The sequence below is a fragment of the Actinomycetospora sp. C-140 genome, from assembly GCF_054796175.1.
The window spans coordinates 1-23,538 of record NZ_JBTWNF010000019.1 but is presented as its reverse complement, the minus strand read 5'-3'; the positions used below and the strand labels follow the sequence as shown (position 1 = coordinate 23,538).

Genomic DNA, 23,538 nt, shown 5'->3' with positions numbered 1-23,538 from the left:
GAGCAGGTCCCGCACCGAGGACTCGTACGAGCACCTCGTCCCCATGCTCGTGGAGCACGCGGGCCTCGACGCCGGCGATCCCCGCCGCGAGGTCCTGCGCGACCGCCTCGTCGAGGGCTACCTGCCGCTCGCGCGGCACATTGCCCGGCGCTTCGCGCAGCGCGGCGAGCCGCAGGAGGACCTCGAGCAGGTCGCGACCGTCGGGCTGATCCACGCGGTCGACCGTTTCTCGCCGGAGCGGGGCTCGGACTTCCTGTCCTACGCGGTCCCCACCATCACCGGCGAGGTGCGCCGCTACTTCCGCGACAAGGCGTGGTCGACGCGCGTGCCGCGCCGTCTCAAGGACCTGCGCCTGGCGATCGGGTCGGCGATGCCGCACCTGTCCCAGGAGCTCAACCGCGCGCCCACCGCCGGCGAGCTGGCCGAGCACCTGCAGCGCACCCGCGAGGAGGTGCTCGAGGCCCTCGAGGCCGCGAACGCCTACCGGTCCAGCTCGCTCGACGACATGCTCGTCGACGACCCGTCGTCCGGGCGGCTCGCCGACGTGCTGGGCTCCGCGGACGCCGAGCTCGAGCAGGTCGAGCACCGCGAGACGGTGCAGCCGGCCCTGCGCAAGCTCCCCGAGCGTGAGCGCACGATCGTCATGCTCCGGTTCTTCGGCGGCATGACCCAGACGCAGATCGCCGAACGCGTCGGCGTCTCGCAGATGCACGTCTCCCGCCTGCTCACGCGCACCCTCGCCGCCCTGCGCGCCGACCTCTCGGACCCGCCGACGCCCTGAGGCGCGTTTTGGTTCGCGCCCTGTTCGAGCAATGCGGCTTTGCTGGCGTCTTTGACGCCAGATCCAGGTGAGCACGCCGGTAGGGCCACATCCTCGGTCGCGCGACACGCCGATGGGGGCGAGGTGCGGGGTGTGTCAGCCTGGCGTCCATGCTCACATTCAACGTCAGGAAAGCCGCCACGATCACGCGCTGACGGGCAGGCTCTGGTAGCTCCGCAGCAGCAGCGACCGCCGCCGCACCGCTCCGTCCTCGCGCCGCAGCCCCGGCATCCGCGCCGCCAGCGCCGTCAGCGCGACGCGTCCCTCGAGGCGGGCCAGCGGCGCGCCGAGGCAGTAGTGGATGCCGCCGGAGAACGCGAGGTGCTCGCCGCGCGTCGGGCGGTCGAGGTCGAACACGTCGGGGTCGGTGTGCACCGCCGGGTCGCGTCCGGCGGCGCCGAGCATCGCCATCACGACGGTGTCCGGGGCGACGTCGCGGTCGCCGATGCGGGTGGTCTCGTGCGGGGTCCGGGCCGTGAACTGGATGGGCGCGTCGAAGCGAAGGCTCTCCTCGACGGCGTCGGCGCTGCGAGCGGGATCGGCGGCCAGCTGCGCCCAGGGCTCGCGGGCGTCGGTCATCGCCGCGACCGCGTTCGACAGCAGCGTGCTCGTCGTCTCGAACCCGGCGAGCAGCAGCAGCGCGGCGAGGCTGACGACCTCGTCGGTGTCGGCGTCCTGGGCGGCGAGGTGGCTGATGAGGTCGTCGGCGGGATCGTGGCGGCGCTTCGCGAGCAGGGCGCCGATCAGCCCGCGCAGCTCGACGACCGCCGCTTCGAGCCGGTGGAGCGCGCGCAGCGACCGCACACCGCCCAGCCCTGCGGCGACCGCGCGTCCCCACCGCGCGAACGCGGCCGCGTCGTCGTCCGGGACCCCCAGGATCTCCGCGATCACCGCGACCGGCAGGGGCGTCGCGACGTCGGCGACGAGGTCGAAGCGCCCGCGCCGCGCCGCCTCGTCCGCCAGTCGCGCGGCGAGCGCGGTCACCAGCGGCTCGTAGGCGTTGACGCGGGCGGGCGTGAACCACGTGCCGACCAGCCGCCGCAGCCGCGTGTGCTCCGGCGGGTCCATGCCGAGGAACGACAGGTCGACGGGCTCGAGCAGCGGGTCGCGCCCGCCCTCGACGGATCCTCCCAGCGAGCCGCCGGACCGCGTCCGTACCAGGAAGCGCCGGTCGCGGACGAGGTCGCGGCACATCGCGTGGGTGGCGACGACGAGGACGCCGCTGCGGCTCGCGTACGGCTGGGCGGCGTCCCGGAGACGGCGCTGGACGGGTGTCGGGTCGTCGATCCAGGGGCGGTACAGCAGGCGCAGCACCGGGTCGCCGGCCAGCGCCATCGCCAGCCCGCCGGTGCGCATCACCGCCAGCCGCGCGCCGAGCGTGACGTCGCGGCGCAGGTCCATGACCTCGATCCTGGCGCGCGTCGGGTCCCCGAGGAAGCCCGCGTGATCGTGGTGGATTTCCTGACGTTCAGTGTGAGCGTGGACGCCAGGCTGACAACAGCCGCCCGGACCTCGCGCGCCCCCCGACCGGCGTGTCGCGACACCGAGGATGTGGCCCTATCGGCGTGCTCACCTGGATCTGGCGTCAAAGACGCCAGGAAAGCCGCATCGCTCGAACACCGGGATGCGTTCACCGCAGCGCATGGCGGCCCTCGTCGTCGCGGCGGGTGCGGCCGTGCTTCGCCAGGTACTCCAGGAGCGGGACGGCGACGCGGCGGGTGGTGCCCAGGGCCTGGCGCGCTTCGGAGAGCGTGAACGGCGAGGGCAGGTCGGCCAGCCGGGTGACGGCGACGTCCGCGGCGTCGGGTGCGAGGAAGATCCCGTCGCCGACCTTCAGCAGCGCCCCGGCCTTCACCGCCGCGCCGAGCTCGCGGGTCCGCAGCCCCAGCTCGGCGAGCCGCCCGGCCTCGGGGGCGGCGAACGGTGCCTCGGCGAGGTCCGAGCGCACGGTCGCGACAGCCGCGCGCACGGCGTCGGGCAGGCCGCCGGCGTCGCGCGGACGCACGCGCCCTCCGGCCGCCACCAGCGACGACGCGCCGGGCTCGGCGAGCACGAGGTCGAGCAGCCGCGGGTCGGGCAGGCCGAGCGCCTGCGCCGCGGCCTTCGCGGGCAGGCCGGCGTCCAGGGGCTGCTCCGCAGCGTGCCGGTCCACCGCCGCGACGAGCTGCGGCGCGAGCGTCGCCACCCACGCCGGGTCCGCCAACCACCCCGCTGCCGACGGCACGTCCGAGGGCACGGATGCCCCCAGCGCCACGAGGTCGTCGCGGCGCATCAGCTGTCGGCGCGCCAGCTCGTCGCGCGCGTCCGGGACGCCCGTGGTCGCCGCCAGCTCCCCGGCCCGCGCGCGGGCGGCCCCGCGCCGCCGCAGCGCGGGCGGTCGCACGTCGAGGACGGTCACCCCGCCGAGCACCCGGTGCGCGCCGGGATCGCGCAGCAGCGCGTGGTCACCGGGTCGCAGCGGCAGCGGCTCCCGCAACGTCAAGCGGACGGTTCGCGTGGCCCCCGGCTCGAGGGACAACGGCCGCACCCGCGCGGCGACGGCCGCCGAGCCGACGTGGAGCATCACCTGCCGCGGGAGATCGACGGCCGCCGAGGAACCCCGCGGCGGACCGACCCGCACGTCGACGACGTCGCCGCGCAGCCATCGCCCGGGCGTGGTCAGGGCGTCGCCGCGGCCGACCTCGTCGAGGCCCACGCCCCGCAGGTTCAGCGCCACACGCGCCACCGCCCGGACCGGGTCGACGGTCTCGCCGAGGGCCTGGATCCCGCGGACGGTGACGGCGCGCGAGCCCAGCGCCAGCTCGTCGCCCACCCGGACGGTGCCGGCCCCGAGCGTGCCCGTGACGACCGTGCCGGCGCCGCGCACGGTGAACGCGCGGTCGACCCACAGCCGCACGTCGGCGTCGAGGTCCGGCGCGGGCAGGCCACCCACCAGCGTCGAGAGCGCCGACCGCAACGCGTCGAGACCGAGCCCGGACGTCCCCGACACGCACACCGCCGGCAGCCGCCCCAGCGACGACTCCGCGAGGTGCTCCAGCGCCTCGTCCCGCGCCAGCTCCGGGTCGGCGAGGTCGCTGCGGGTCACGACCAGCAGCCCGTCGCGCACCCCGAGCGCGTCCAGGGCGTCGAGGTGCTCGGTCGACTGCGGCATCCATCCCGAGTCCGCCGCGACCACGAACATCGTGGCCGGCACCGGCCCGACGCCGGCGAGCATCTGCGTCACGAACCGCTCGTGGCCGGGGACGTCGACGAAGGCGACGGGCTCGTCGTGCCCGGGCAGCGTCGTCCACGCGAACCCGAGGTCGATCGTCATGCCCCGCCGCCGCTCCTCGGCCCAGCGGTCGGGCTCCATCCCGGTGAGCGCGCGGACCAGCGTCGACTTCCCGTGGTCGACGTGCCCGGCGGTCGCGACGACCCTCACCCGAGGGCCGCCCGGACCGCCCCCGCCAGCCGCGCGTCCTCCGACGGCGGCACCGAGCGCAGGTCGAGCACGCACCGGCCCTGCTCGACACGGGCGACGACGGGATCGGTGCCACCCCGCAGACGGACGGCGAGATCGACCGGCAGCGCGACGCCGGCGCTCGCCAGTTCGACGCCCGGCGCGCCGCCCCCGCCGACCTGGGCCGCGCACTCGACGACGGTGGCCGGCGCGCCGATCCGATCCGCCAGCTCGGCCGCCCGGGTCCGCAGGGACTCCACCGAGGTCTCGAGCAGGGAGCGCACCGGCGGTGTCGGCCCGCGCAGCGTCGCCTCGAGCGCTGCCAGGGTGAGCTTGTCGACGCGCAGCGCCCGGGCCAGCGGGTGGCGGCGCAGCCGGTGCACGAGGTCGGCGTCACCGAGCAGCAGGCCGGCCTGTGGGCCCCCGAGCAGCTTGTCGCCCGACGCCGTCACGAGCGACGCCCCTGCGCGTAGCTCGGTCGCCGCGTCCGGCTCGTCGGGCAGGAGCGGGTGCGGCGCGAGCAGGCCGGACCCGATGTCGGACACGACGGGCACACCGAGATCGTTCAGCGAGGACACCGGCACCGACGACGTGAACCCCGTGACCACGAAGTTCGAGGGGTGGACCTTGAGGATCATCCCGGTCTCCGGGCCGACCACGGACGCGTAGTCCGACCGGTGCGCCCGGTTCGTCGTCCCGACCTCGCGCAGCCGCGCGCCGGTCGACTCCAGCAGGTCGGGCAGCCGGAACCCGTCCCCGATCTCGACCATCTCGCCGCGCGCGATCACGATCTCGCGGCCCGCCGCCAGCGCCGTCGCCGCCAGGATCAGCGCCGCGGCGCCGTTGTTCGTGACGTGCACGCCGCCCGCGTCGGGGACGGCCGCCGCCAGCGCCGCCAGGGTCCCCGCCCCGCGGCGGCCCCGCCCGCCGGTGGCCAGGTCCAGCTCGACGTCCGTGGTCCCCGCCGCGAGGTCCAGCGCGTCCCGCGCGGCCGCCGACAGCGGCGCCCGGCCCAGGTTCGTGTGCAGCAGCACGCCGGTGGCGTTGACGACGGGCCGCAGCGACGCGGCGGTCGACGGCAGGGCCGCGACGGCCTCGTCGGCGACCGCCTCGGGCAGGATCTCCCCGGCCCGCGCGCGGTCCTGCGCCGCGACGACGACCTCCTTGACCCGTGCGCGCCCCAGCGTCGCCAGCGCCGGGCCCAGCCGCGCGTCGGCCAGCACGGTGTCGGTCCGCGGGACGCGCCGGCGGTGATCGTCGTCCACCGGCCCATTGTGCGCGCTACAGGCCGAGGGTCACCGCCGCCACCGATGTCAGCACGCCGATCCCGACGACGGTTCCCGTCACCGCCACGAGCAGCCGGTGGGGGAACGCGGTGCGCACCATCAGCAGCGACGGCAGGCTCACCGCCGGGAGCGTGATCAGCAGGGCGGCCGCGAGCGGGCCGGACACCCCGACCGCCAGCAGTGCCGCGACGACCGCGACCTCGGCACCGGTCGGGATCGGCAGGAGCGTCCCGGCGACCGCGAGGAGGACGACACCCACGACGGCCGCGGTGCCCGCGAGCCACGACGCCCCGACCGGGAAGAGCACACCCCGGAACGCTCCGAGCGCCACGACGAGCAGCAGGTACTCGGGCAGCAGCCGGATCGACAGCCCGCCCAGCGCGGCCAGGAAGCGCACGGCCAGGGGTCGCTTGTCGGGAACGGCGTCCTCGACGACGGGCACCTCGACGACGGGGTCCGTGGGCGACCGACGCGTCCACCAGCGGGCCAGCGCCACGGCCGCCGCGACGACCGCGACACCGGCCGCCGCCCGCAGCACCGTCCACTCCCACGGCAGCACGAACGCGCAGAACACGAGCACGACCGGGTTCAGCGCCGGGTTCCCGAGCCAGTAGGCGAGCGTCGCGGTCAGGTCCGCGGCCCGCCGACGCAGGCCGACCGCCATCGGCGCCGCGCAGCAGGAGCACATCAGCGACGGCAGGGCCAGCGCGCTGCCGCGCACCCCGCCGCCGACGCCGCGCCCGAGCACCCGCGTGATCCACGCGGCCGGCAGCACCGTCTGCACCGCGGCGGCCAGCACGAGCCCCACGACGAGCGCCGGCCAGATCGCGAGGAAGTAGGTGCCCGCGAAGCGCAGGCCGGCCGCCAGCGACACCCCGGGCGGTGCGGGCGCGCCGCCGGTGAGGATCGACGAGCCGAGCGAGTGCGACCCAGCCACCGACGGCACCTTCACCCAGTACGGCGCCCACTTCGCCCACAGCAGGCCGGCGACGACGAGCGCCCCGAACCCGACCGCCACCGCCCACGCCGGCGGTCCGTTCCGCCGTGTCCCGACCGAAGCGTCCGTCACGGTCGCCGATCGTCACACGGCCGGCGACACCTCCGCCCGTCGGTACGTGAGCAGTTGGCGCCCCTCCCGGGGCGCCAACTGCTCACGTACGGAGGTCAGGCGAAGGTGCGGTCCGGCGGGGCGATGTCGGTCTGGGTGCTGGCCTGCCGCTGCCGGAGGCGCTCCCGCTGGGGCACGACGATGTGCGCCGGGTCGTTCGCCGAGGCGATGCCGGCGTCGAACACCCCGAACCGCGTCAGGGCCGAGCCGGCCATGAGCGCCAGTCCCGACAGGGCCGCCGACCAGCGTCGACGCCGCCCCACGAGCGCCCCGAGCGCGCCGGCCACGAGGCATGTCTTCGACGCCCGCATCAGCGTCTTCGCCCGGCCCTTCTCGTAGACGTCCGCGAGCATCCCCAGGTCGCGCTGCATCTTCTCGTCGATCGCGAGCTCCGTCGCGGCGCCCGCGATCGCGAGCCGCGCGGCCGGCGCGTTGTCGCGCACCGACGAGAACACCAGCCCGAACCCGCCGCCGGCCGCGGCCGCGCTCGATCCGAACAGGATCGGCAGGTGCCGGTGCGCCTCGTGCCAGGTCGGCACGGCGGTGTTGGAGAACAGCACCGCCGTGTAGGTGGCGAGCGCGGGACCGACGACGGCGGCGGCGACGCCGGTGACATCGCCGGTGCGGCGGAACCACCCCGTCACCTCGGTCGCGGCGGTCGCGGCCGCGAACGTCGCGAACGGCGAGAGGATCCACGTCCCCACCGAGAGCGGCGACGTCGGCTTGAACACCCGCAGCATGTGCAGGAAGCGCCGCGGTCGGTGGAGGTCGTGGACGAGGAACACCGTCCCGCCCACCGCCCCGGCCGCCGCGCCGAGACGCCCCGCGCGCCGCAGCGTGGGGCGACCCGTCGCCCGCGCCATGGCCGCGAGCACCGACGACGACCCCGCGAGCCCGCCCAGGAACAGATAGAGCGGCACGTCCGGGTTCTTCCACACCGGCGCCTTGATGATCGGTCGCCCGTAGTACGAGCGGAACTCGGCCTCGGGGACCTGCAGCTCCTCGCGGTTCCCCCCGCGACCCCGGCCGCGGAACCGCTCCGGCATCTCCGCCGGGTTCGCGTCCGTCACCGCCGACCCCCCGTCCAGAACGCCGCTACCGCCGCGGCACCGAGCCCCAGCGCGGTCAGCGCCGCGTTGCGCCACATCTCCGGCAGGTCGCGGGTGGTGACGATCGGGTCCGGCGGCAGACCGTAGACCTCGGGCTCGTCGAGCAGCAGGAAGAACGCCCCGTCGCCGCCGACGCCGTCGTCGGGGTCGCGTCCGTAGAGCCGCGCCTCGGAGACCCCACGCCCGTGCAGCTCCGCGAGCCGGGCGTCCGCGGCGGCCTGGAGCTCGTCGAGGTCGCCGAACTGGATGGAGTTCGTCGGGCACGCCTTCGCGCACGCCGGCTCGAGGCCCTCGCCGAGCCGGTCGTAGCACAGCGTGCACTTGTGGGCGCCGCCGTCGGACTCCCGGACGTCGATCACGCCGTACGGGCAGGACGGCACGCAGTAGCCGCACCCGTTGCAGATGTCGTCCTGCACGACGACCGTGCCGAACTCGGTCCGGAAGAGCGCCCCGGTCGGGCAGACGTCCAGGCACCCGGCGTGCGTGCAGTGCTTGCAGACGTCCGACGACATCAACCAGCGGACGTCGCGCTCGTCGTCCGGGGTCTGCTGGCCGTGCGCGCCGGTGTCCGGGAGCAGCGCGAGCAGGTCGACGGTGCCACCGTCGGGAGGGGCCGTCGCGGCGTCCCGGGGCGGGGCACCGCCCAGCGCGGGGAGGCCGCTCGGCAGGTGCCCCGTCGTCGCCGTCCCGTGCGGCCGGACGTCCTCGATGAACGCGACGTGCCGCCACGTCGAGGCGCCCAGGTCGCCGGTGTTGTCGTAGGACATCCCGGTCAGGCGGTAGAGGTCGGAGGCGTCGGTGCCGTCGTCGGGCACCAGGTTCCACTCCTTGCAGGCCACCTCGCAGGCCTTGCAGCCGATGCACACCGACGTGTCGGTGAAGAAGCCGACCCGCTTCGGGTGCTCTGCCGACCACCCGGCGTCGACCGACGGATCCGGCAGCGGCCCCGACAACGACGGGGTGGCGCCGGAGAACGCGTCGAACAGGTTGGTCACGTGATTCCTCCCGGCTCGACGCCGGCCTTCCGTCGGTAGGACTCGACGAACTCGAGCAGCGCCGGACCGCGTGGCCGCCGCCCGGGCTGGATGTCGCAGGTCGCCACCTTCGACTCCTGGATGTGCACGTTGGGGTCCATGACGACGCCGAGCAGGTCGTTCGCCGGGTCGCCGACCGACAGCCCGTTCGAGCCCCAGTGGTACGGCAGCCCGATCTGGTGGACGCGCTGGTCGCCGATCCGCAGCGGCTTCATCCGCTCGGTGACGAGCACGCGGGCCTCGATCGCCGTGCGGGCCGAGATCAGCGTGGCCCACCCCAGGTGCTCGAGGTTCCGCTCGGCGGCGAGGGCGGGGGAGACCTCGCAGAAGAACTCCGGCTGCAGCTCCGAGAGGTAGCCGAGGAAGCGGCTCATGCCGCCCGCGGTGTGGTGCTCGGTGAGCCGGTAGGTGAGGAAGACGTAGGGGTAGGTCTCCGACATCGCCGGGTTGAGCCGGTTCCACGTCCGGTCGATGTCCTCGCGGGCCGGGTTGTCCTGCTGGTCGTGCAGCAGGTTCGCCACCGGCGACTCGACCGGCTCGTAGTGGGTCGGCAGCGGCCCGTCCGCGAGCCCGGTCGGCGCGTAGAGCCACGCCTTGCCGTTCGCCTGCATGATGAACGCGTCGGTGCCCGAGAGCGCGTCCTCGACCGTCGCGCCCTCCGGCGGCCGGTACGACGGCGCCTTCGTGGCCTCGAAGTCGGGGATGTCGTGCCCGGTCCACGAGCCCGACTCCTCGTCCCACCACACGTACGCCTTGCGCTCGCTCCACGGCTTCCCGTCGGCGTCGGCCGAGGCGCGGTTGTAGAGCGTGCGGCGGTTCGCCGGCCACGCCCAGCCCCACTCCGGGGCGACCCACGTCTGCTCGGCGCCGGGGGTGCGGCGGTCGGCCTGGTTGACGCCGTCCTTGTACACGCCGGTGTAGATCCAGCAGCCGCCCGACGTCGTGCCGTCGGCCTTCATCTGCGTGTAGCTCGCCAGGTGGTTCCCGTCGGCGTCGAAGCCGTTGATCTCGGCCAGCACCGACTGCGGGTCCGGCTCCTCGTGCACCCCGAACGTCGGGTAGTCCCACGTCAGGTCGAGGATCGGGCGGTCGCGCTCGTCGGTCGAGGCCGCCAGCTTCTCCCGGATCCTCTTCCCGAGGTGGAAGTAGAAGTGCAGCTCCGAGCGCGCGTCACCCGGCGGGTGCACCGCCTCGCGACGCCACTGCAGCAGCCGCTGGGTGTTGGTGAACGTGCCGGACTTCTCGGTGTGGTTCGCGCAGGGCAGGAAGAAGACCTCGGTGCCGATGTCCTCGGTGCGCAGCTCCCCGGTCTCGATCTCGGGGCCGTCCTTCCAGAACGACGCCGACTCGATCATCTGCATGTCCCGGATGACGAGCCAGTCGAGGTTCGCCATCCCGAGCCGCTGCATCTTGCCGTTGGCGTGCCCGACCGCGGGGTTCTCCCCGACGAGGAAGTAGCCGAAGGTCTTCTTGTCGATCTGGTCGCGGACGATCCCGTACGTGCCGTGGTTGCCGGTCAGGCGCGGCAGGTAGTCGAACGCGAAGTCGTTCTCCGGGGTGGCCGCGTCGCCCCACCACGCCTTGAGCAGGCTGACCAGGTAGGCGTCCATGTGACCCCAGAAACCGGTCTTGGCCGCGTCCGCGTCGAGGAAGCTCTGCAGGTCGGAGTGCAGGTGCGCGTTCGGCATGGGGATGTAGCCCGGCAGCAGGTCGTACAGCGTCGGGATGTCCGTCGAGCCCTGGATCGAGGCGTGCCCGCGCAGCGCCAGGATGCCCCCGCCGGGACGGCCCATGTTGCCCAGCAGCGTCTGCAGGATCGACGCCGCGCGGATGTACTGCGCACCGACGGTGTGGTGGGTCCAGCCCACCGAGTACACCCACGCCGTCGTCCGCTCGCGCCCGGAGTTCTCGGTGATCGCGCGCGCCACCGCCAGGAACTGCTCGACACCCATGCCGCACACCCGCGAGACGGCCTCGGGCGTGTAGCGGGCGTAGTGCCGCTTGAGCACCTGGTAGACGCAGCGCGGGTGCTGCAGCGTGTCGTCGCGCTTGGGGTCCGACGGCGCGTGGGCACCCTCGCCGACACCGCCCGCGGAGTCCGACGCGAACGCCGCGTGCTCCTCGCGCAGCTCGGGCTCCCAGTGGTCGCGCTGGCCCGCCGCCGGCGCCTCGTAGGCGCCCTCCATCTGCCACGAGATCGGGTCGTAGCGCCCGGTCTCCGCGTCGTACCCGGAGAAGATGCCCTCGACGTCGGCGTCGGCGAAGTCCTCACCGACGAGCTCGGCGGCGTTCGTGAACGCCGTGACGTAGTCGCGGAAGTCGAGCTCGTTGTCCAGCACGTAGTTGATGAGCCCGCCCAGGAACGCGATGTCCGCGCCCGCCCGGAACGGCACGTGCAGGTCGGCCACCGCGCTGGTGCGGGTGAACCGCGGGTCGACGTGGATGACCGTCGCCCCGCGGGCCTTGGCCTCCATGACCCACTGGAAGCCCACGGGGTGGGCCTCCGCCATGTTCGAGCCCTCGATGACGATGCAGTCCGCGTGCTGCAGGTCCTGCTGGAAGTTCGAGGCCCCTCCGCGGCCGAAGCTGGTCCCCAGACCGGGGACGGTGGCGCTGTGTCAAATGCGCGCCTGGTTCTCCACCTGGATCGCGCCGAGCGCCATGAACAGCTTCTTGATGAGGTAGTTCTCCTCGTTGTCCAGCGTCGCCCCGCCCAGGCTCGAGAAGCCCAGCGTGCGCCGCAGGACGCGGCCCTCGTCGTCGGTGTCCTGCCATCCGCGGCGGCGGGCGTCGAGGACGCGGTCGGCGATCATGTCGAGCGCCGTGTCGAGGTCGAGGTCCTCCCAGTCGGTGCCGTACGGGCGCCGGTACTTCACGGTCGTCACGCGGGTCGGCGAGGTGACCAGCGACGTCGAGGCGGATCCTTTCGGGCACAGCCGGCCGCGCGAGATCGGCGAATCGGGGTCGCCCTCGATCTGGGTGACGCGCCCGTCGCGCACGTAGATGTTCTGCCCGCAGCCCACCGCGCAGTAGGGGCACACCGACTTGACGACCTCGTCGGCGTCCCGTGTGCGCGGCGTCAGCGCCTGCGTCCGCGGCGACTCCACGGCCGTGCCGCGGCCGAGCGGGTCGGAGCCGGTTGCCTGCCGGAGCATCGGCCACTCGCCCAGCCAGGTGCGCACACCCATGCAGGAATCTCCTCGCTGTGGTGGTCACCTCGGGCACCGCGGCTGGACCCGGAAGCTGGCGGAGGCGGACGGGAATCGAACCCGCCTGGCCGAGATACCCGGCCACTACGGTGTTGAAGACCGCGGGGGCCACCAGGCACCCTGACGCCTCCGCGGGCGAGCCTAGGCGGGGCGTTCCGGGCACGCAGGGCGGGGCCGCGGCACGGGGTCGGCGTGGGGCGGCGCCGGTCGGGGAACGGAGTCCCTCGTGGGTGATCTCGTCCTCGGCGTCGACATCGGCACCACCGCCACCAAGGCCGTCGCCTACTCCGCCGACGGGGCCGACCACGGGCGCGGCGAGGCGCTCCACCGCCTGGAGGAACCGGAGCCCGGCGCGGCCGTGCAGGACCCCGAGGCGCTCTACGAGGCGGTGGGGGACGCGGTCCGCGACGCCGTCGCCGAGCTCGACCCGGCGCGCGTCGCCGCGATCTCCTTCAGCGCGGCGATGCACGGGCTCCTCGCCACCGACGCGGGTGGCGACCCTCTCGGACCGCTGATCACCTGGGCCGACAGCCGGGCGGGCGACGTCGCCCGCGAGCTCCGGGCACGCGACGGGGCGCTCGCCCTGCACCGGCGCACCGGGACGCCCGTCCACCCGATGAGCCCGCTCGTGAAGCTCGCCCGGCTGCGCCGCGAGCGCCCGAGCCTGCTCGCGGCCGCGCACACCTGGGGCGGGATCAAGGAGTTCGTGCTCGCGCGGGCGACCGGGGCCCGCGTCACCGACACCTCGTGCGCCTCCGCGACCGGGCTGCTCGACGTCACGACCGGCACCTGGGACCCGGAGGCGCTCGGGATCGCCGGGATCACCGCCGACCGGCTCGGCGCGCTCGTGGCCCCGACCGCCGTGGTCGGGCGGCTGGCCACCCGTGACTGGGGCCTGCCCGCCGGCGTCCCCGTCGTCGCCGGCGGCGCCGACGGGCCGCTCGCCAACCTCGGCGTCGGCGCCGTCCGCCCCGGTGTCGCCGCGTGCTCGATCGGCACCAGCGGGGCCCTGCGCGTCACCGTCGAGCGCCCCGCCGTCGACCCCCGCGGGCGCGTGTTCTGCTACGACCTCGCCGACGGGCGCTGGGTCGTCGGCGGGGCGATCACGAACGGCGGTCTGGTGCTCGACTGGGCGCAGGAGACGCTCGGGCGCGACGTCGACGAGCTGCTCGCCGCCGCGGGCTCGGTGCCGGCCGGCGCCGACGGGCTCCTCGCGCTGCCCCACCTGCTGCCCGAACGCGCGCCGTACTGGGACGTCGGCGGCGCCGGGGCGCTCGTCGGCCTCCAGCGACGGCACGGACCGGGACACGTCACGCGGGCCCTCCTCGAGGGCGTGTGCCTGCAGCTGCGCCTGGTCCTCGACGCGCTGCGCGAGGCGGGGCTCGCCGTGCACGAGGTCCGGGCCACCGGCGGCTTCGCCCGCAGCGCGCTCTGGCGTCGGCTGCTCACCGACGCCCTCGACCTGCCGGTCGCCTTCCCGGCCGTCGACCAGGGTTCCGCCTTCGGCGCGGCGCTGCTCGGGATGCAGGGCGTCGGCCTGCTCCCGCCGGGGCCGGACGCGCTCGTCGACGCGGCCGAGCGGATCCCGATCGCCGAGACCCTGCGACCGGGCGACGACGCTGCCGTCCACGCCGCCCGGCTCCCGGCGTTCGAGCAGCTCCACGACCTGCTCGCGGGGATGGACCTCTAGTCGTCGGCGGCGTCCGCGACCGCCTCCAGCTCCACCAGCGCGTCCTCGAGGTAGCCCAGCAGGTGCTGCAGGTGCGGCACGGCCCGGCGGTCGCCGGTCACGCCGATCTCCATGTCGTCCGCGTAGGACAGCACGGTGATGTTCAGCGCCTGGCCGTCGAGCGGCACCGAGATCGGGTAGATGCCCTCGAGCTTCGCGCCCTCCCAGTACAGCGGGTCCTTCGGCCCGGGCACGTTGGAGATGATCAGGTTGAAGCCCTGGTTGACCGCCGACGACCCCGGGACGAGGCCCAGCCCGATGGGCGCGGCGACAGCCGCCGAGAGCGCGGCGATCGTCATCGGGTCGCGGCCCTGCAGGTTCTCCTTGGCCGCGAGGCCCGACTGCCGGATCTTCTTGAGCCGCTCGGCGGGGTCGGGCTCGTTCGTCGCCAGGTTGACGAGGATGGCGCCGAGCGCGTTGCCCGATCCCGCGTCCTCGAGCGCGACCGGCAGCGCGGCCACCAGCGGCTTCTCGGGCAGCCCCTCGTGCGCCTCGAGGTAGCGGCGCAGGGCGCCGGCGCTCATCGCGAGCATCACGTCGTTGACCGTGGTGCCGGTCCGCTCGCGGACCCGCTGGATGCGCTTGAGCGGCCACGACTCCGCGGCGAACCGCCGGGCCCCCGTGATCGGGACGTTGAGCATCGTGGGCGGCGCCTCGAACGGCAGGGCCAGGTCGTGCTCGACGACGCCGCGGTAGAGCGACGACGCGAGCGCAGGACCGACGTTGAGGGTCTGCCCAACGGTCTCGGCGAGCGTGCCCGCGGTCCGCAGGGCGCCGCCGAGGTACTCCCGCGCCCCGCCGAGGACGCCCGAGGGCGCCGGCGCCTTCTCGCCCGCCGGCCGGCTCTCGCGGCCCGGGCGTGGGTCGACGGCCCAGAACGGCGCCATCTCGCGGCGGTCGGGGTCGGTGCTCAGCGCCTTCTCGAGGTGCCGGATGGAGCGCACCCCGTCCATCATCGCGTGGTGGATCTTGCCGTAGACGGCGAAGCGGTCGCCCTCCACGCCCTCGATGAGGTGGAACTCCCAGAGCGGCCGGTGCCGGTCGAGCAGGCTGCCGTGCAGCCGCGACACGAGCTCGAGGAGCTCGCGGATGCGTCCCGGACGGGGGAGCGCGGAGAGCCGCACGTGGTACTCGATGTCGACGTCGTCGTCGGTCGCCCACGCCCACTGGCCCAGCGTCGACAGCCCGCGCGTCGCGCGCCTGCGGAACAGCGGGGCCACCTCGACGTCGCCGGAGACGAGCTGCCGGTGCAGGTCGGCGAGGTAGTCGGGCCCCGCGCCCTCGGGTCGCTCGAAGAGCATCAGCGAGCCGACGTGGGTGGGTCGCTCCCGCGACTCCGCCAGCAGGAACATCGCGTCCCGGAACGACATCGTCGCCAACTTCGGTCCCCTCCCGACCCCTGGCACGCCCCGCCGGACGTGTCCGCCGACAGTGTGACCTACTCGTCGGTCACTGTCGCGCGGCCGGTGTACCGGCGGAGGGCCGTCGTCAGCGCCTCGAGGTCGGCGACCTCCACGCCCCCGCTGCGCCGGACCGCCGCGCCGATCATGAGGTTGTAGCGCAGGCCCTCCTCGCCGCCCCGGCGCAGGTCGCCGCGGTAGGCCAGGACCGGCTTGCCGTGCGCCGCGGCCCACGCGACCTCGACGACGGTGCCATTGTCCGGGGGCTCCTGGTCGAGACAGGCGACGAGCAGGTCCGCGTCGTGCTCGATGGTGCGCAGGTGGCGCTCGCCGAGCGCGAGCCACGTCTCCGACGGGTCGTCGCCGGTGACCTCCGGTTGCACGGACCAGGGGTCGAGGACGTCGACGTGCTCGCGCAGGCGCGGCAGCAGCGTCGTCTCGTACCAGGTCCTGGTCGACTCGGCGAAGCCGTACGGGCTCGCGACGTAGGCCCTCACGCGTCTCCTCCCCGGCGGGCGCGCTGCCCGCGGGCGATCTCGGTGCCCAGCGCGTCGAGCCGCTGCTCCCAGAACCGCCGGAACGGCCCCAGCCACGCGTCGACCTCGCGCAGCCCGTCCGCGTCGATGGCGTAGAGACGTCGGGTGCCCTCGGCGCGGACCGTCGCCAGACCGTTCTCCCGCAGCACCCGCAGGTGCTGCGAGACGCCCGGCTGGGAGATGCCGAACTCCTCGCGGATCCGCTCGACCACCGCCCCCGACGTCCGCTCCCCGTCGGCGAGCAGCTCGAGGATCCGCCGTCGGACGGGGTCGCCGAGCACGTCCATGGCGTGCACCGACCGACGGTATCAGCGGCGGCTGATACAGGAGCCCTACGCGAAGCGCCGCGCGACGCCGGGGTAGTCGACGACGAGCCCGGCGTCGTCGTAGGTGATCACGCACGAGAAGTCGCCCTCGGACGTGTACGCGAACCGGTGGTCGTCGAGCCGTCGGTAGGTCTGGTCGAGCCGGACGACGGCGAGGTCGAGGGCGCGCACGTAGACCGCCGACGCCGTCGTCACCTCCCCGGTCGGCAGGGGCAGGCGGTGCACGGGCAGCGTGTTGGTGCAGGCGGACGCCTCGACGTCCACGTCGACGAGCCCGTCGAGGTGTGGTGCCGGGGCGCCGTCGACGGTCCAGGTCCCGGCGCCGTCGGAGGCGAGGACGACCTCGCGCGGACCGTCGAGCGTGTCGCTCCAGACGCGGGCGCCGACGGTCCGCCAGTGCTCGTCGAGCTCGAGGTCGTAGCGCACGGCGTACGGGAGCCCGTCCTCGACGGCGGACGAGTGCCCGCGCAGCCGGCCCGTCGTGGGATAGACGACCTCGAAGCCGTCGACACCGTCGACGAACCGCCAGGCCGCGAAGGCGGGGAGCTCGGCGAACACCCGGCGAGCCAACCGCGTTCGGGACGATCCGGACAAGGGCGCTGTCGGGGGGCGGTGCGACCGTGTCCGCATGACCGCTCTCACCGGCACCGTCGCGCTCGTCGCCGGGGCCACGCGCGGCGCCGGTCGCGGCATCGCCGTCGAGCTCGGTGCCGCCGGCGCGACCGTCTACGTCACCGGTCGCAGCACGCGCGCCCGGCGCTCGGAGTACGACCGACCCGAGACGATCGAGGACACCGCGGAGCTCGTCGACGCCGCCGGCGGACGCGGCGTCGCGGTGCCGACCGACCATCTCGACCCGGACGCCGTGCGTGCGCTCGTCGCGCGGATCGAGCGGGTGCACGGCCGGCTCGACGTCCTCGTCAACGACATCTGGGGCGGGGAGCTCATGGTGGAGTGGGGCGTCCCTGTGTGGGAGCACGACCTCGCGAACGGCCTGCGCACGCTCCGGCTGGCGATCGAGACCCACCTCGTGACCGCCCACCACGCGCTGGGCCTGCTCGCGCGGCATCCCGGAGGGCTGGTCGTCGAGATCACCGACGGCACGGCCGAGTACAACGACGCGACCTACCGGCTGAACGCCTTCTACGACCTCGCCAAGGTCGCGCCCATCCGTCTCGCGCGCTCGTGGGCGCACGAGCTGCGCGACCACGGCGGCACGGCCGTCGCGGTGACGCCCGGGTGGATGCGCTCGGAGATCATGCTCGAGCACTTCGGCGTCACGGAGGACACCTGGATCGACGCCCTCGCCACCGAGCCGCACTTCGCGATCTCGGAGACGCCGCGGTTCGTGGGCCGGGCGGTCGCCGCCCTGGCCGCGGACCCGGACCGCGCCCGGTGGAACGCCGCCTCGACGTCGTCGGGAGAGCTCGCCGCGCACTACGGCGTCACCGACCTCGACGGCTCGCGGCCGGACTGCTGGCGCTACATCGTCGAGGTCCAGGACCGCGGGGAGCCCGCGGACGTGACGGGCTACCGGTGACGGCGCCGGTTTGCTGTTCCGGCAAGAATTCTGGCGGCTCGGGGCGTCGCGGGACCACCGTGAGGTCGGAGGTGATCGAGGATGATCGACACGGAGGACGCGGACCCTCTCGGTCCGTTCGCCCACGACGTCGAGGCGGACGTCTGCCGGCGGGTGCTGGGCGACCGCGCCCACGGGCTCGACGGGCTCCTGGCGGAGTCGGCGTGACCGACACGTTCGACCAGGACTCGTGGGAACGGCGCTGGGCCCGGGTGCTCGAGCACGATGCGGCCGGCGTCGACCGGCGCCCGCCGAACCCCCGGCTGACGGTGGTGGCGGCCGAGCTCGCTCCAGGCCTCGCCCTGGACGCCGGTGCGGGCCACGGCGCCGAGACGCTCTGGCTCGCCGCGCGGGGCTGGCGCGTCACGGCCGTCGACTTCGCGGCCACCGCGCTGGCCCACGCCCGGTCCCGTGCGGAGGGACTCGGGCTGGTCGGACACATCACGTGGGTCCAGGGCGACCTCGGGGTGTGGACGCCGCCGGCGGGCCGGTTCGACCTCGTGACCAGCCTCCACGTCCACGTGGCGGGGTCGGTGCCGGACATGGTGGCGCGGCTCGCCGCCGGCGTCGCGCCCGGCGGGACGCTGCTGCTCGCCGGCCACCGTCCCGTGGACCCGGCCACCGGCGCCCCGACCCGGGCCGCAGGGCAGACGCAGGTGTCGGTCGACGAGGCGCTGTCGGTGCTCGACCCCGCGCGCTGGGACGTGCTCGTCGCCGAGGAGCGACCGCGCGACGCCGCCGGCGATGGCGTCGACGCCGTGGTGCAGGCGCGCCGGCGGGCGTGAGGTCAGGCGATGGCGCCGGGATCGTCGGCGGCCTCGGGGAGGACGGCGCCGTCCTCCAGGACGTTCGCGCCGGGGACCTCGGTGAGGAAGATCGCCACGTCCTCCTTGCGGTCGCCGGTGATCTCGCACCAGGCGTCGGCGAGACCGTGCAGCAGCCGTCCGCGCACCTCGGGGGACCGGCCCTCGCGGATCAGCCCGACCATCCGCGGGCCGCTGACGGGCTCGCCGGCCACGAAGATGCTCTCCGCCGGGACCTCGACGAAGGAGCAGTGGACGTAGGCGCTCGGCGCACCCGTGACCTCGGCGTGCACCTTCGTCATCGCGGCGGCCACCTCGGCCTTGTGCCGCAGCGTCGCGCCGCCGGTGGGGACGGTGAACTGGTAGAAGGGCATGCTCGCCTCCGTGACGGGTCGGACTCGAATCGAGTGCGACGGTAGCCCGGCCTCGACACGGCAGCAACCTTCACGGACTCGAAACGAGTCCTATCCTGTGACGGTGAAGCACGACGAGTTGGGCGACGTCTACTGCTCGGTGGCGCGCACGTGGTCGGTCATCGGCGAGCGGTGGACGATGATGATCCTGCGCGAGTGCTTCCGCGGGGAGCGGCGTTACGAGCACTTCCGCACGAAGCTGGGCCTGGGCGCCAACGTCCTCAACGACCGGCTCCGCGTGCTCACCGCCGAGGGCGTCCTGGAGCGCGTGCTCTACCAGGACACCCCGCCGCGTCACGAGTACCGGCTCACGACCAAGGGCGCCGACCTCTATCCCGTCCTCGTCGCCCTGATGACCTGGGGCGACACGTACGAGAACGACGTCCCGCCGGTCCGCCTCGTCCACCGCGATTGCGGTCACGCGGCCGCGCCGCAGCTGACGTGCGGGCACTGCGCCGAGCCGGTGACGTGGCGGGAGATGAGAGCGGAGCTCGAGCCGCAGGCATGGTAGGCCGGCCACGTGGCGGTCGACGGCGGGCCATCGCCGACGCCTCCGGGTACCTCGCGTCGTTCCGGGTAGGTAAGAAGTGGCGACGATCAACGCTTTCGCCAATCCACATCAGCGGAGACGAAAGCCGGGCGCAGGCCGTGATTGCGCAGAGTCCGCGCGACCTACCACCGCCTCGATTACCCGATGTTGATCATCCACGAGATGCCGAACCTGTCGACACAGGCACCGAACTCGTCGCCCCATACCTGCTTCTCCATCGGCACGGTCACGGTGCCGCCCTCGGACAGCTTCTCCCAGTAGCCGCGCAGGTCGGCGGAGTCGTCACCGGACACGCTGACCGACATGGTGGTGCCCGGCTCGATCTCCATGCCCTCCGGGGTGTCTGACGCCATCATCGTGAAGCCCTTCGACGTCTCCAGCTGGGCATGCATGACCTTGTTCGCGTCCGGCGAGTCGGCTCGGCCGAACTCGGCGAACGTGCTGATCGCGAGATTTCCGCCGAACACGTCGCGGTAGAACTCCATGGCCTGGCGGGCGGTGTCGCCGAAGTAGATGAACGGGTTCAGGCGGGAAGTCATGATCGATCCCTTCGCTTGTGTGGGAAGGCATCGTCGCAAAGGGGTCCGACAGTCAGGGCGAGTCGCGAGTACGGACGCGACGTCGACGTCCCGCCCCGTCCTAGGAGGCAATCGAGTCCGTTCTCGTGAGATGGCGACACACGACCGGCCCTGTGCGCCTCGCCGGTCAGCGCGTGCGCCCCGAAAGCCTTACCGGCCCCCAAGGTCCGCGGCACCGGCGCCGGCTCCGCCCTCGACGGATTCAGGCCGTCGCACTGAGGAGCGTTCTCGGGCAGTCGATCCATGTCCACGGCGTCCGCGATGGCATCTCCGCTGGTCCAGCGCCCCCGGCAGGACTCGAACCTGCAACCGTCGGATTAGAAGGCCGATGCGCTATCCGTTGCGCCACGGGGGCTGTCATGCAGGTGACCTGCACGTTCGTCGTCACTGTCCGTCCTCCCCGGCGTCCGAGGTGGGCTCCGGGGCACTTCCGGAAACACCGCGTCGTCGAGACGGTCGGCCAGCTCATCCAGTCTGTCAGGGAAGAGGTGCCCGTCGAGGTCCAGGGTCGTCGCGGTCGTCTGCTGGTCCTCCGGCACCGACGGGGGAGGCTACGTGTCGTTCACTGACCAAGAGATCGCGTTCATGGCGTCGCAGGGCCTCGGTCGCCTCGCGACGGTCGATCCGGACGGGCAGCCGGACGTCGTCCCGGTCGCGGTCGAGTACGACGAGGAGCGCTTCTGGGTCGGCGGGCCCGGCGGAGTGGTCCGCACCCGCAAGTTCCGCAACGTCGCTGCCGGGTCCGCTCTGGTCAGCATCGTCTTCGACGATCTGCCGTCCATGGAGCCGTTCGTCGCGCGGGGCATGAGGGTCTACGGCGTGGCAGAGCAGCCCTTCGAGCGCGTCGGGATGGTCGGCCCGGGCATCTACATGCGGATCACGCCCACGGTCTCGTGGAGCTGGAACCTGGCCGGGGAACCTGTCGGGGACGAGTGGTACCCGGCTGTTCGTCGGGAGCACCGCATCACTTGATCGCCGATGGCGGTGGGGCACATCGGGGCACGAACCAGCGAGGGACCAGGCGCCAGAGGCACCTACGGGCCGGTACGGGAAGACACGACGGGCCTGCGGAGCGCCCGATCGGGTGCCTGGTCCAGCTCAGGCCGAGTTGAGTGGGAAGGCCGATGCGCTGTCCGTTGCGCCGCGGGGGCTCCGCCCGGAGCGTGGCCCGAGCCGACGGGGACGAGACGCGGGCGACCTACCCTGGTGGCGTGGCCACGACGACCCCGCCGCCGGCCGACGTGCCGGAGCCCGCCGCGCCGTCGGCGCGACCCGCCACGACCGGGGCGCTGTTCGCCTCGCAGGTGGCGCCGGTGCTGGCGGTGGCGGCGGTCGTGGCGCTGGCGCTGAGCACGCTGTCGGGTGCCGCGTCGTTCGCCCGCCTCGGTCTGCCCGACCCCGGGGCCCTGACCGTCTACGCCCTGCCCGTCGTCCGGGCCACGAGCCAGGCGGCGGCCGCCGTGACCATCGGGTTCCTGCTGTTCGCGGGGTTCTTCACTCCGCCGTCCTCGTCGGGGTCGCTGACGGCCGACGGCTACCGCGCGGTGCGGATCGCGACGTGGGCCGCGGGGGCGTGGTCGGTCGCCGCGCTGCTGATGATCCCGCTCAGCACCGCCGACGCGTACGGACGGCCGGTCGGCGAGATGCTCGACCTGCGCGTGCTCGCCGCCGCGGTGCCGGGCATCGAGGCCACGACGGCCTGGGCGCTCACCGCGCTCGTCGCCCTGGTCGTCCTGGGCATCACCCGCGCCGTGCTCGGGTGGGGCGGCACGGTCGTGGGCTGCGGGTTGGCGCTCGCGGGCCTGCTGCCGCTCGCCCTCACCGGTCACTCGGCCGGCGGCAGCGACCACGACGTCGCCACGAACAGCCTGCTGCTGCACGTGCTGGCCGCCGCGGTCTGGGTGGGCGGGCTCGTCGCGGTGGTCACCCACCTCGTCGCCGGGGGCCGGCACCCGGGGCTCGCCGCCCGCCGCTTCTCCGCGGTGGCGCTGGTCTGCTGGATCGTGCTCGCGGTCTCGGGCGTGCTGAACACCCTCGTGCGGGTCACCCCGGGCGACCTCGTCACCAGCACGTACGGGGTCCTCATCCTGGTGAAGATCGCGGCCCTGCTCGTCCTGGGGGCGTTCGGGCTGTGGCACCGCCGGCGCGCCCTGCCCGCCCTCGACGCGGGGGACTCACGGGCTCTCGTGCGGTTCGGCGGGCTCGAGGTCCTGCTCATGGCCGCGACGGTCGGCGTCGCCGTCGCCCTCGGTCGCACCCCGCCGCCGGTGGTGCCCCAGCCCGAACCCACCCGCATCGAGGCCCTGCTCGGCTACGCGATCGACCAGCCGTTCACGGCGGGCTCCGTGCTCGGCGCGGCGCGCTTCGACCTCGTCTTCGGCACCCTCGCCCTGGTCCTCGCGGGGTTCTACCTCGCGGGGGTGCGACGGTTGCGGGCCCGCGGCGACGCCTGGCCGCCGGGGCGGACGACGGCGTGGCTCCTCGGCTGCCTCGCGCTGCTGGTGGCGACGTCGTCCGGGATCGGGCGCTACGCGCCGGCGATGTTCAGCGTCCACATGGCCCAGCACATGACGCTGAACATGCTCGTGCCGATCCTGCTCGTGCTGGGCGCACCGATCACGCTCGTCCTGCGGGCCCTGCCCGCGGCCGGGGCGGGGGCGCCGCCGGGGCCGCGGGAGTGGGTGCTGGCCGCTGTGCACTCGCCGGTCGCCCGGGTCCTCACGCACCCGCTCGTCGCGCTGGCGCTGTTCGTCGGGAGCTTCTACGTCCTGTACTTCTCCGGGCTGTTCGACGTGGCGCTCGAGTCGCACTGGGCGCATCTCGCGATGAACATCCACTTCCTGCTCGTCGGCCTGCTCTTCTTCTGGCCGATCGTGGGGGTCGACCCGAGTCCGCGGCAGCTCCCGTACATCGGGCGGCTCGGCCTGCTCTTCGTGGCCGTGCCGCTGCACGCCTTCTTCGGCATCGCCGTCATGAGCTCCGACACGGTCATCGGCTCCGGCTTCTACCAACAGCTCGAGATGCCGTGGGTCGACCGCCTCGCCGACCAGACCGCGGGCGGCGGCCTCGCGTGGGCGACCGGTGAGGTGCCGATGCTGCTCGTGCTGATCGCGCTGCTCGTGCAGTGGTCACGCGCCGACGAACGTGCGGCGCGCCAGAGCGACCGTCGCGCCGACCGCGATGGTGACCGCGAGCTCGCCGAGTACAACGCGATGCTGCGCTCGCTCGCCGCGGACCGACGTCCGGCACCGGTCGCCGAGAAGGCGCCGGGGGAGCGCGGCGGGTTCCCGGACCCCGACGGACGCGCTGACCTGGAGCAACGCCCCGGCTGACCCCGGGTGGCGGACGCACCCCCCGCAGGCGCGTACAGTGGAACGGCACCCGGGGAACGGACGCCGACGCGGCCGGCCGGGGGCCGACCGGGGGCCGACCGGGGTCGCGAGCCCCGGGTACAGTCGAAGAACAGCGATCCACCGCACCGTCGCCGGAGCGGACGAGATCGCACCCGCCCGATGACGGGCCGGGCCGACCGGGACCCCCCGGTCACGGGCCGGAAAACGATCGGGTACAGTGGTCATCACCGCGAGGAACTGGGCCGGAAACGGCCGGGTAGATGCGC

Annotated in this window: 21 protein-coding genes and 2 tRNA genes; 8 read left to right on the top strand and 15 right to left on the bottom strand. The window is 74.0% G+C overall.

Annotated elements, in window-relative coordinates; translation table 11 throughout:
• The first annotated feature begins 43 nt into the window (after positions 1-43).
• Complete coding sequence (locus tag ACR9E3_RS26010; RefSeq protein ID WP_460383760.1) at positions 44-781, top strand: RNA polymerase sigma factor SigF; 738 nt, start codon at positions 44-46, stop codon at positions 779-781.
• 183 nt (positions 782-964) lie between these two features.
• Here the strand turns inward: ACR9E3_RS26010 and ACR9E3_RS26005 are convergent, their stop codons facing one another.
• From ACR9E3_RS26005 to ACR9E3_RS25970, 8 genes are all read right to left on the bottom strand, one after another.
• Complete coding sequence (locus ACR9E3_RS26005) at positions 965-2,221, bottom strand: cytochrome P450 (protein ID WP_460383632.1); 1,257 nt, start codon at positions 2,219-2,221, stop codon at positions 965-967.
• A gap of 229 nt (positions 2,222-2,450) precedes the next feature.
• Positions 2,451-4,241, bottom strand: a complete 1,791-nt coding sequence (gene selB / locus ACR9E3_RS26000; RefSeq protein WP_460383630.1) for a selenocysteine-specific translation elongation factor — start codon at positions 4,239-4,241, stop codon at positions 2,451-2,453.
• Positions 4,238-5,524, bottom strand: a complete 1,287-nt coding sequence (selA, locus tag ACR9E3_RS25995) for an L-seryl-tRNA(Sec) selenium transferase (RefSeq protein WP_460383628.1) — start codon at positions 5,522-5,524, stop codon at positions 4,238-4,240. Before selA ends, selB begins: the two co-directional genes overlap by 4 nt.
• A 16-nt stretch (positions 5,525-5,540) precedes the next feature.
• A complete protein-coding gene (locus ACR9E3_RS25990) occupies positions 5,541-6,614 on the bottom strand; it encodes a permease (protein ID WP_460383626.1) in 1,074 nt (357 codons plus the stop codon).
• Between the two features lie 95 nt (positions 6,615-6,709).
• A complete protein-coding gene (gene nrfD, locus ACR9E3_RS25985; protein WP_460383624.1) occupies positions 6,710-7,723 on the bottom strand; it encodes an NrfD/PsrC family molybdoenzyme membrane anchor subunit in 1,014 nt (337 codons plus the stop codon).
• The gene (locus ACR9E3_RS25980) at positions 7,720-8,757 is read right to left on the bottom strand and encodes a 4Fe-4S dicluster domain-containing protein (protein WP_460383622.1); all 1,038 of its coding nucleotides are present in this window, start codon (positions 8,755-8,757) and stop codon (positions 7,720-7,722) included. Before ACR9E3_RS25980 ends, nrfD begins: the two co-directional genes overlap by 4 nt.
• The gene (fdh, locus tag ACR9E3_RS25975; protein WP_460383620.1) at positions 8,754-11,984 is read right to left on the bottom strand and encodes a formate dehydrogenase; all 3,231 of its coding nucleotides are present in this window, start codon (positions 11,982-11,984) and stop codon (positions 8,754-8,756) included. Before fdh ends, ACR9E3_RS25980 begins: the two co-directional genes overlap by 4 nt.
• A 56-nt stretch (positions 11,985-12,040) precedes the next feature.
• A tRNA-Sec gene (locus ACR9E3_RS25970) sits at positions 12,041-12,136 on the bottom strand.
• A gap of 95 nt (positions 12,137-12,231) precedes the next feature.
• Here ACR9E3_RS25970 and ACR9E3_RS25965 point away from each other — a divergent pair.
• The gene (locus tag ACR9E3_RS25965) at positions 12,232-13,695 is read left to right on the top strand and encodes a gluconokinase (RefSeq protein WP_460383618.1); all 1,464 of its coding nucleotides are present in this window, start codon (positions 12,232-12,234) and stop codon (positions 13,693-13,695) included.
• Here ACR9E3_RS25965 and ACR9E3_RS25960 read toward each other — a convergent pair.
• Genes ACR9E3_RS25960 through ACR9E3_RS25945 form a run of 4 tightly spaced genes read right to left on the bottom strand, consistent with a single transcriptional unit; the run spans position 13,692 to position 16,554 of the window.
• Positions 13,692-15,113, bottom strand: coding sequence for a WS/DGAT/MGAT family O-acyltransferase (locus ACR9E3_RS25960; protein WP_460383616.1), 1,422 nt, complete (start codon positions 15,111-15,113; stop codon positions 13,692-13,694). The two genes, ACR9E3_RS25965 and ACR9E3_RS25960, sit on opposite strands and share 4 nt — an antisense overlap.
• Positions 15,114-15,172: 59 nt before the next feature.
• Positions 15,173-15,631, bottom strand: coding sequence for a nucleoside 2-deoxyribosyltransferase (locus tag ACR9E3_RS25955; protein ID WP_460383614.1), 459 nt, complete (start codon positions 15,629-15,631; stop codon positions 15,173-15,175).
• On the bottom strand, positions 15,628-15,966 hold the full coding sequence (locus tag ACR9E3_RS25950; protein ID WP_460383612.1) for an ArsR/SmtB family transcription factor: 339 nt from the start codon (positions 15,964-15,966) through the stop codon (positions 15,628-15,630). Before ACR9E3_RS25950 ends, ACR9E3_RS25955 begins: the two co-directional genes overlap by 4 nt.
• A gap of 36 nt (positions 15,967-16,002) precedes the next feature.
• Positions 16,003-16,554, bottom strand: a complete 552-nt coding sequence (locus ACR9E3_RS25945; protein WP_460383611.1) for a putative glycolipid-binding domain-containing protein — start codon at positions 16,552-16,554, stop codon at positions 16,003-16,005.
• A gap of 70 nt (positions 16,555-16,624) precedes the next feature.
• Between ACR9E3_RS25945 and ACR9E3_RS25940 the strand changes: the two genes are divergently transcribed.
• The 3 genes from ACR9E3_RS25940 (at position 16,625) to ACR9E3_RS25930 (ending at position 18,360) form a co-directional block, all read left to right on the top strand.
• Positions 16,625-17,536: an SDR family oxidoreductase gene (locus ACR9E3_RS25940; RefSeq protein ID WP_460383609.1), complete on the top strand. Its 912-nt coding sequence runs from the start codon at positions 16,625-16,627 to the stop codon at positions 17,534-17,536.
• A gap of 81 nt (positions 17,537-17,617) precedes the next feature.
• Positions 17,618-17,743 carry a hypothetical protein gene (locus ACR9E3_RS25935; protein ID WP_460383608.1) on the top strand — a complete coding sequence of 42 codons (126 nt, stop codon included), beginning with the start codon at positions 17,618-17,620 and terminating at the stop codon, positions 17,741-17,743.
• A complete protein-coding gene (locus ACR9E3_RS25930; protein ID WP_460383606.1) occupies positions 17,740-18,360 on the top strand; it encodes a class I SAM-dependent methyltransferase in 621 nt (206 codons plus the stop codon). Before ACR9E3_RS25935 ends, ACR9E3_RS25930 begins: the two co-directional genes overlap by 4 nt.
• A 2-nt stretch (positions 18,361-18,362) precedes the next feature.
• Here ACR9E3_RS25930 and ACR9E3_RS25925 read toward each other — a convergent pair whose 3' ends face one another.
• Positions 18,363-18,752, bottom strand: a complete 390-nt coding sequence (locus ACR9E3_RS25925) for a tautomerase family protein (protein ID WP_460383604.1) — start codon at positions 18,750-18,752, stop codon at positions 18,363-18,365.
• Positions 18,753-18,855: 103 nt separating this feature from the next.
• On the opposite strand from ACR9E3_RS25925, the gene ACR9E3_RS25920 reads away from it, so the two are divergent.
• A complete protein-coding gene (locus ACR9E3_RS25920) occupies positions 18,856-19,302 on the top strand; it encodes a winged helix-turn-helix transcriptional regulator (RefSeq protein WP_460383603.1) in 447 nt (148 codons plus the stop codon).
• 176 nt (positions 19,303-19,478) lie between these two features.
• Here the strand turns inward: ACR9E3_RS25920 and ACR9E3_RS25915 are convergent, their stop codons facing one another.
• Positions 19,479-19,880 (bottom strand): VOC family protein, encoded by a 402-nt coding sequence (locus ACR9E3_RS25915; protein ID WP_460383601.1) that lies wholly within the window; start codon positions 19,878-19,880, stop codon positions 19,479-19,481.
• Between the two features lie 321 nt (positions 19,881-20,201).
• Positions 20,202-20,274, bottom strand: a tRNA-Arg gene (locus ACR9E3_RS25910).
• 200 nt (positions 20,275-20,474) lie between these two features.
• Here ACR9E3_RS25910 and ACR9E3_RS25905 point away from each other — a divergent pair.
• Positions 20,475-20,891 (top strand): PPOX class F420-dependent oxidoreductase, encoded by a 417-nt coding sequence (locus ACR9E3_RS25905; RefSeq protein WP_460383600.1) that lies wholly within the window; start codon positions 20,475-20,477, stop codon positions 20,889-20,891.
• 152 nt (positions 20,892-21,043) lie between these two features.
• Positions 21,044-23,251, top strand: a complete 2,208-nt coding sequence (locus ACR9E3_RS25900; RefSeq protein WP_460383599.1) for a cytochrome c oxidase assembly protein — start codon at positions 21,044-21,046, stop codon at positions 23,249-23,251.
• Positions 23,252-23,538: the final 287 nt, after the last annotated feature.

Bases quoted from the DNA above. Each gene is read 5' to 3' on its own strand.
- ACR9E3_RS26010 (WP_460383760.1), top strand. From the start codon at position 44: ATGCTCGTGGAGCACGCGGGCCTCGACGCCGGCGATCCCCGCCGCGAG.
- ACR9E3_RS26005 (WP_460383632.1), bottom strand. From the start codon at position 2,221: ATGGACCTGCGCCGCGACGTCACGCTCGGCGCGCGGCTGGCGGTGATG.
- ACR9E3_RS25940 (WP_460383609.1), top strand. From the start codon at position 16,625: ATGACCGCTCTCACCGGCACCGTCGCGCTCGTCGCCGGGGCCACGCGC.
- ACR9E3_RS25935 (WP_460383608.1), top strand. From the start codon at position 17,618: ATGATCGACACGGAGGACGCGGACCCTCTCGGTCCGTTCGCCCACGAC.
- ACR9E3_RS25925 (WP_460383604.1), bottom strand. From the start codon at position 18,752: ATGCCCTTCTACCAGTTCACCGTCCCCACCGGCGGCGCGACGCTGCGG.
- ACR9E3_RS25915 (WP_460383601.1), bottom strand. From the start codon at position 19,880: ATGACTTCCCGCCTGAACCCGTTCATCTACTTCGGCGACACCGCCCGC.
- ACR9E3_RS25900 (WP_460383599.1), top strand. From the start codon at position 21,044: ATGCGCTGTCCGTTGCGCCGCGGGGGCTCCGCCCGGAGCGTGGCCCGA.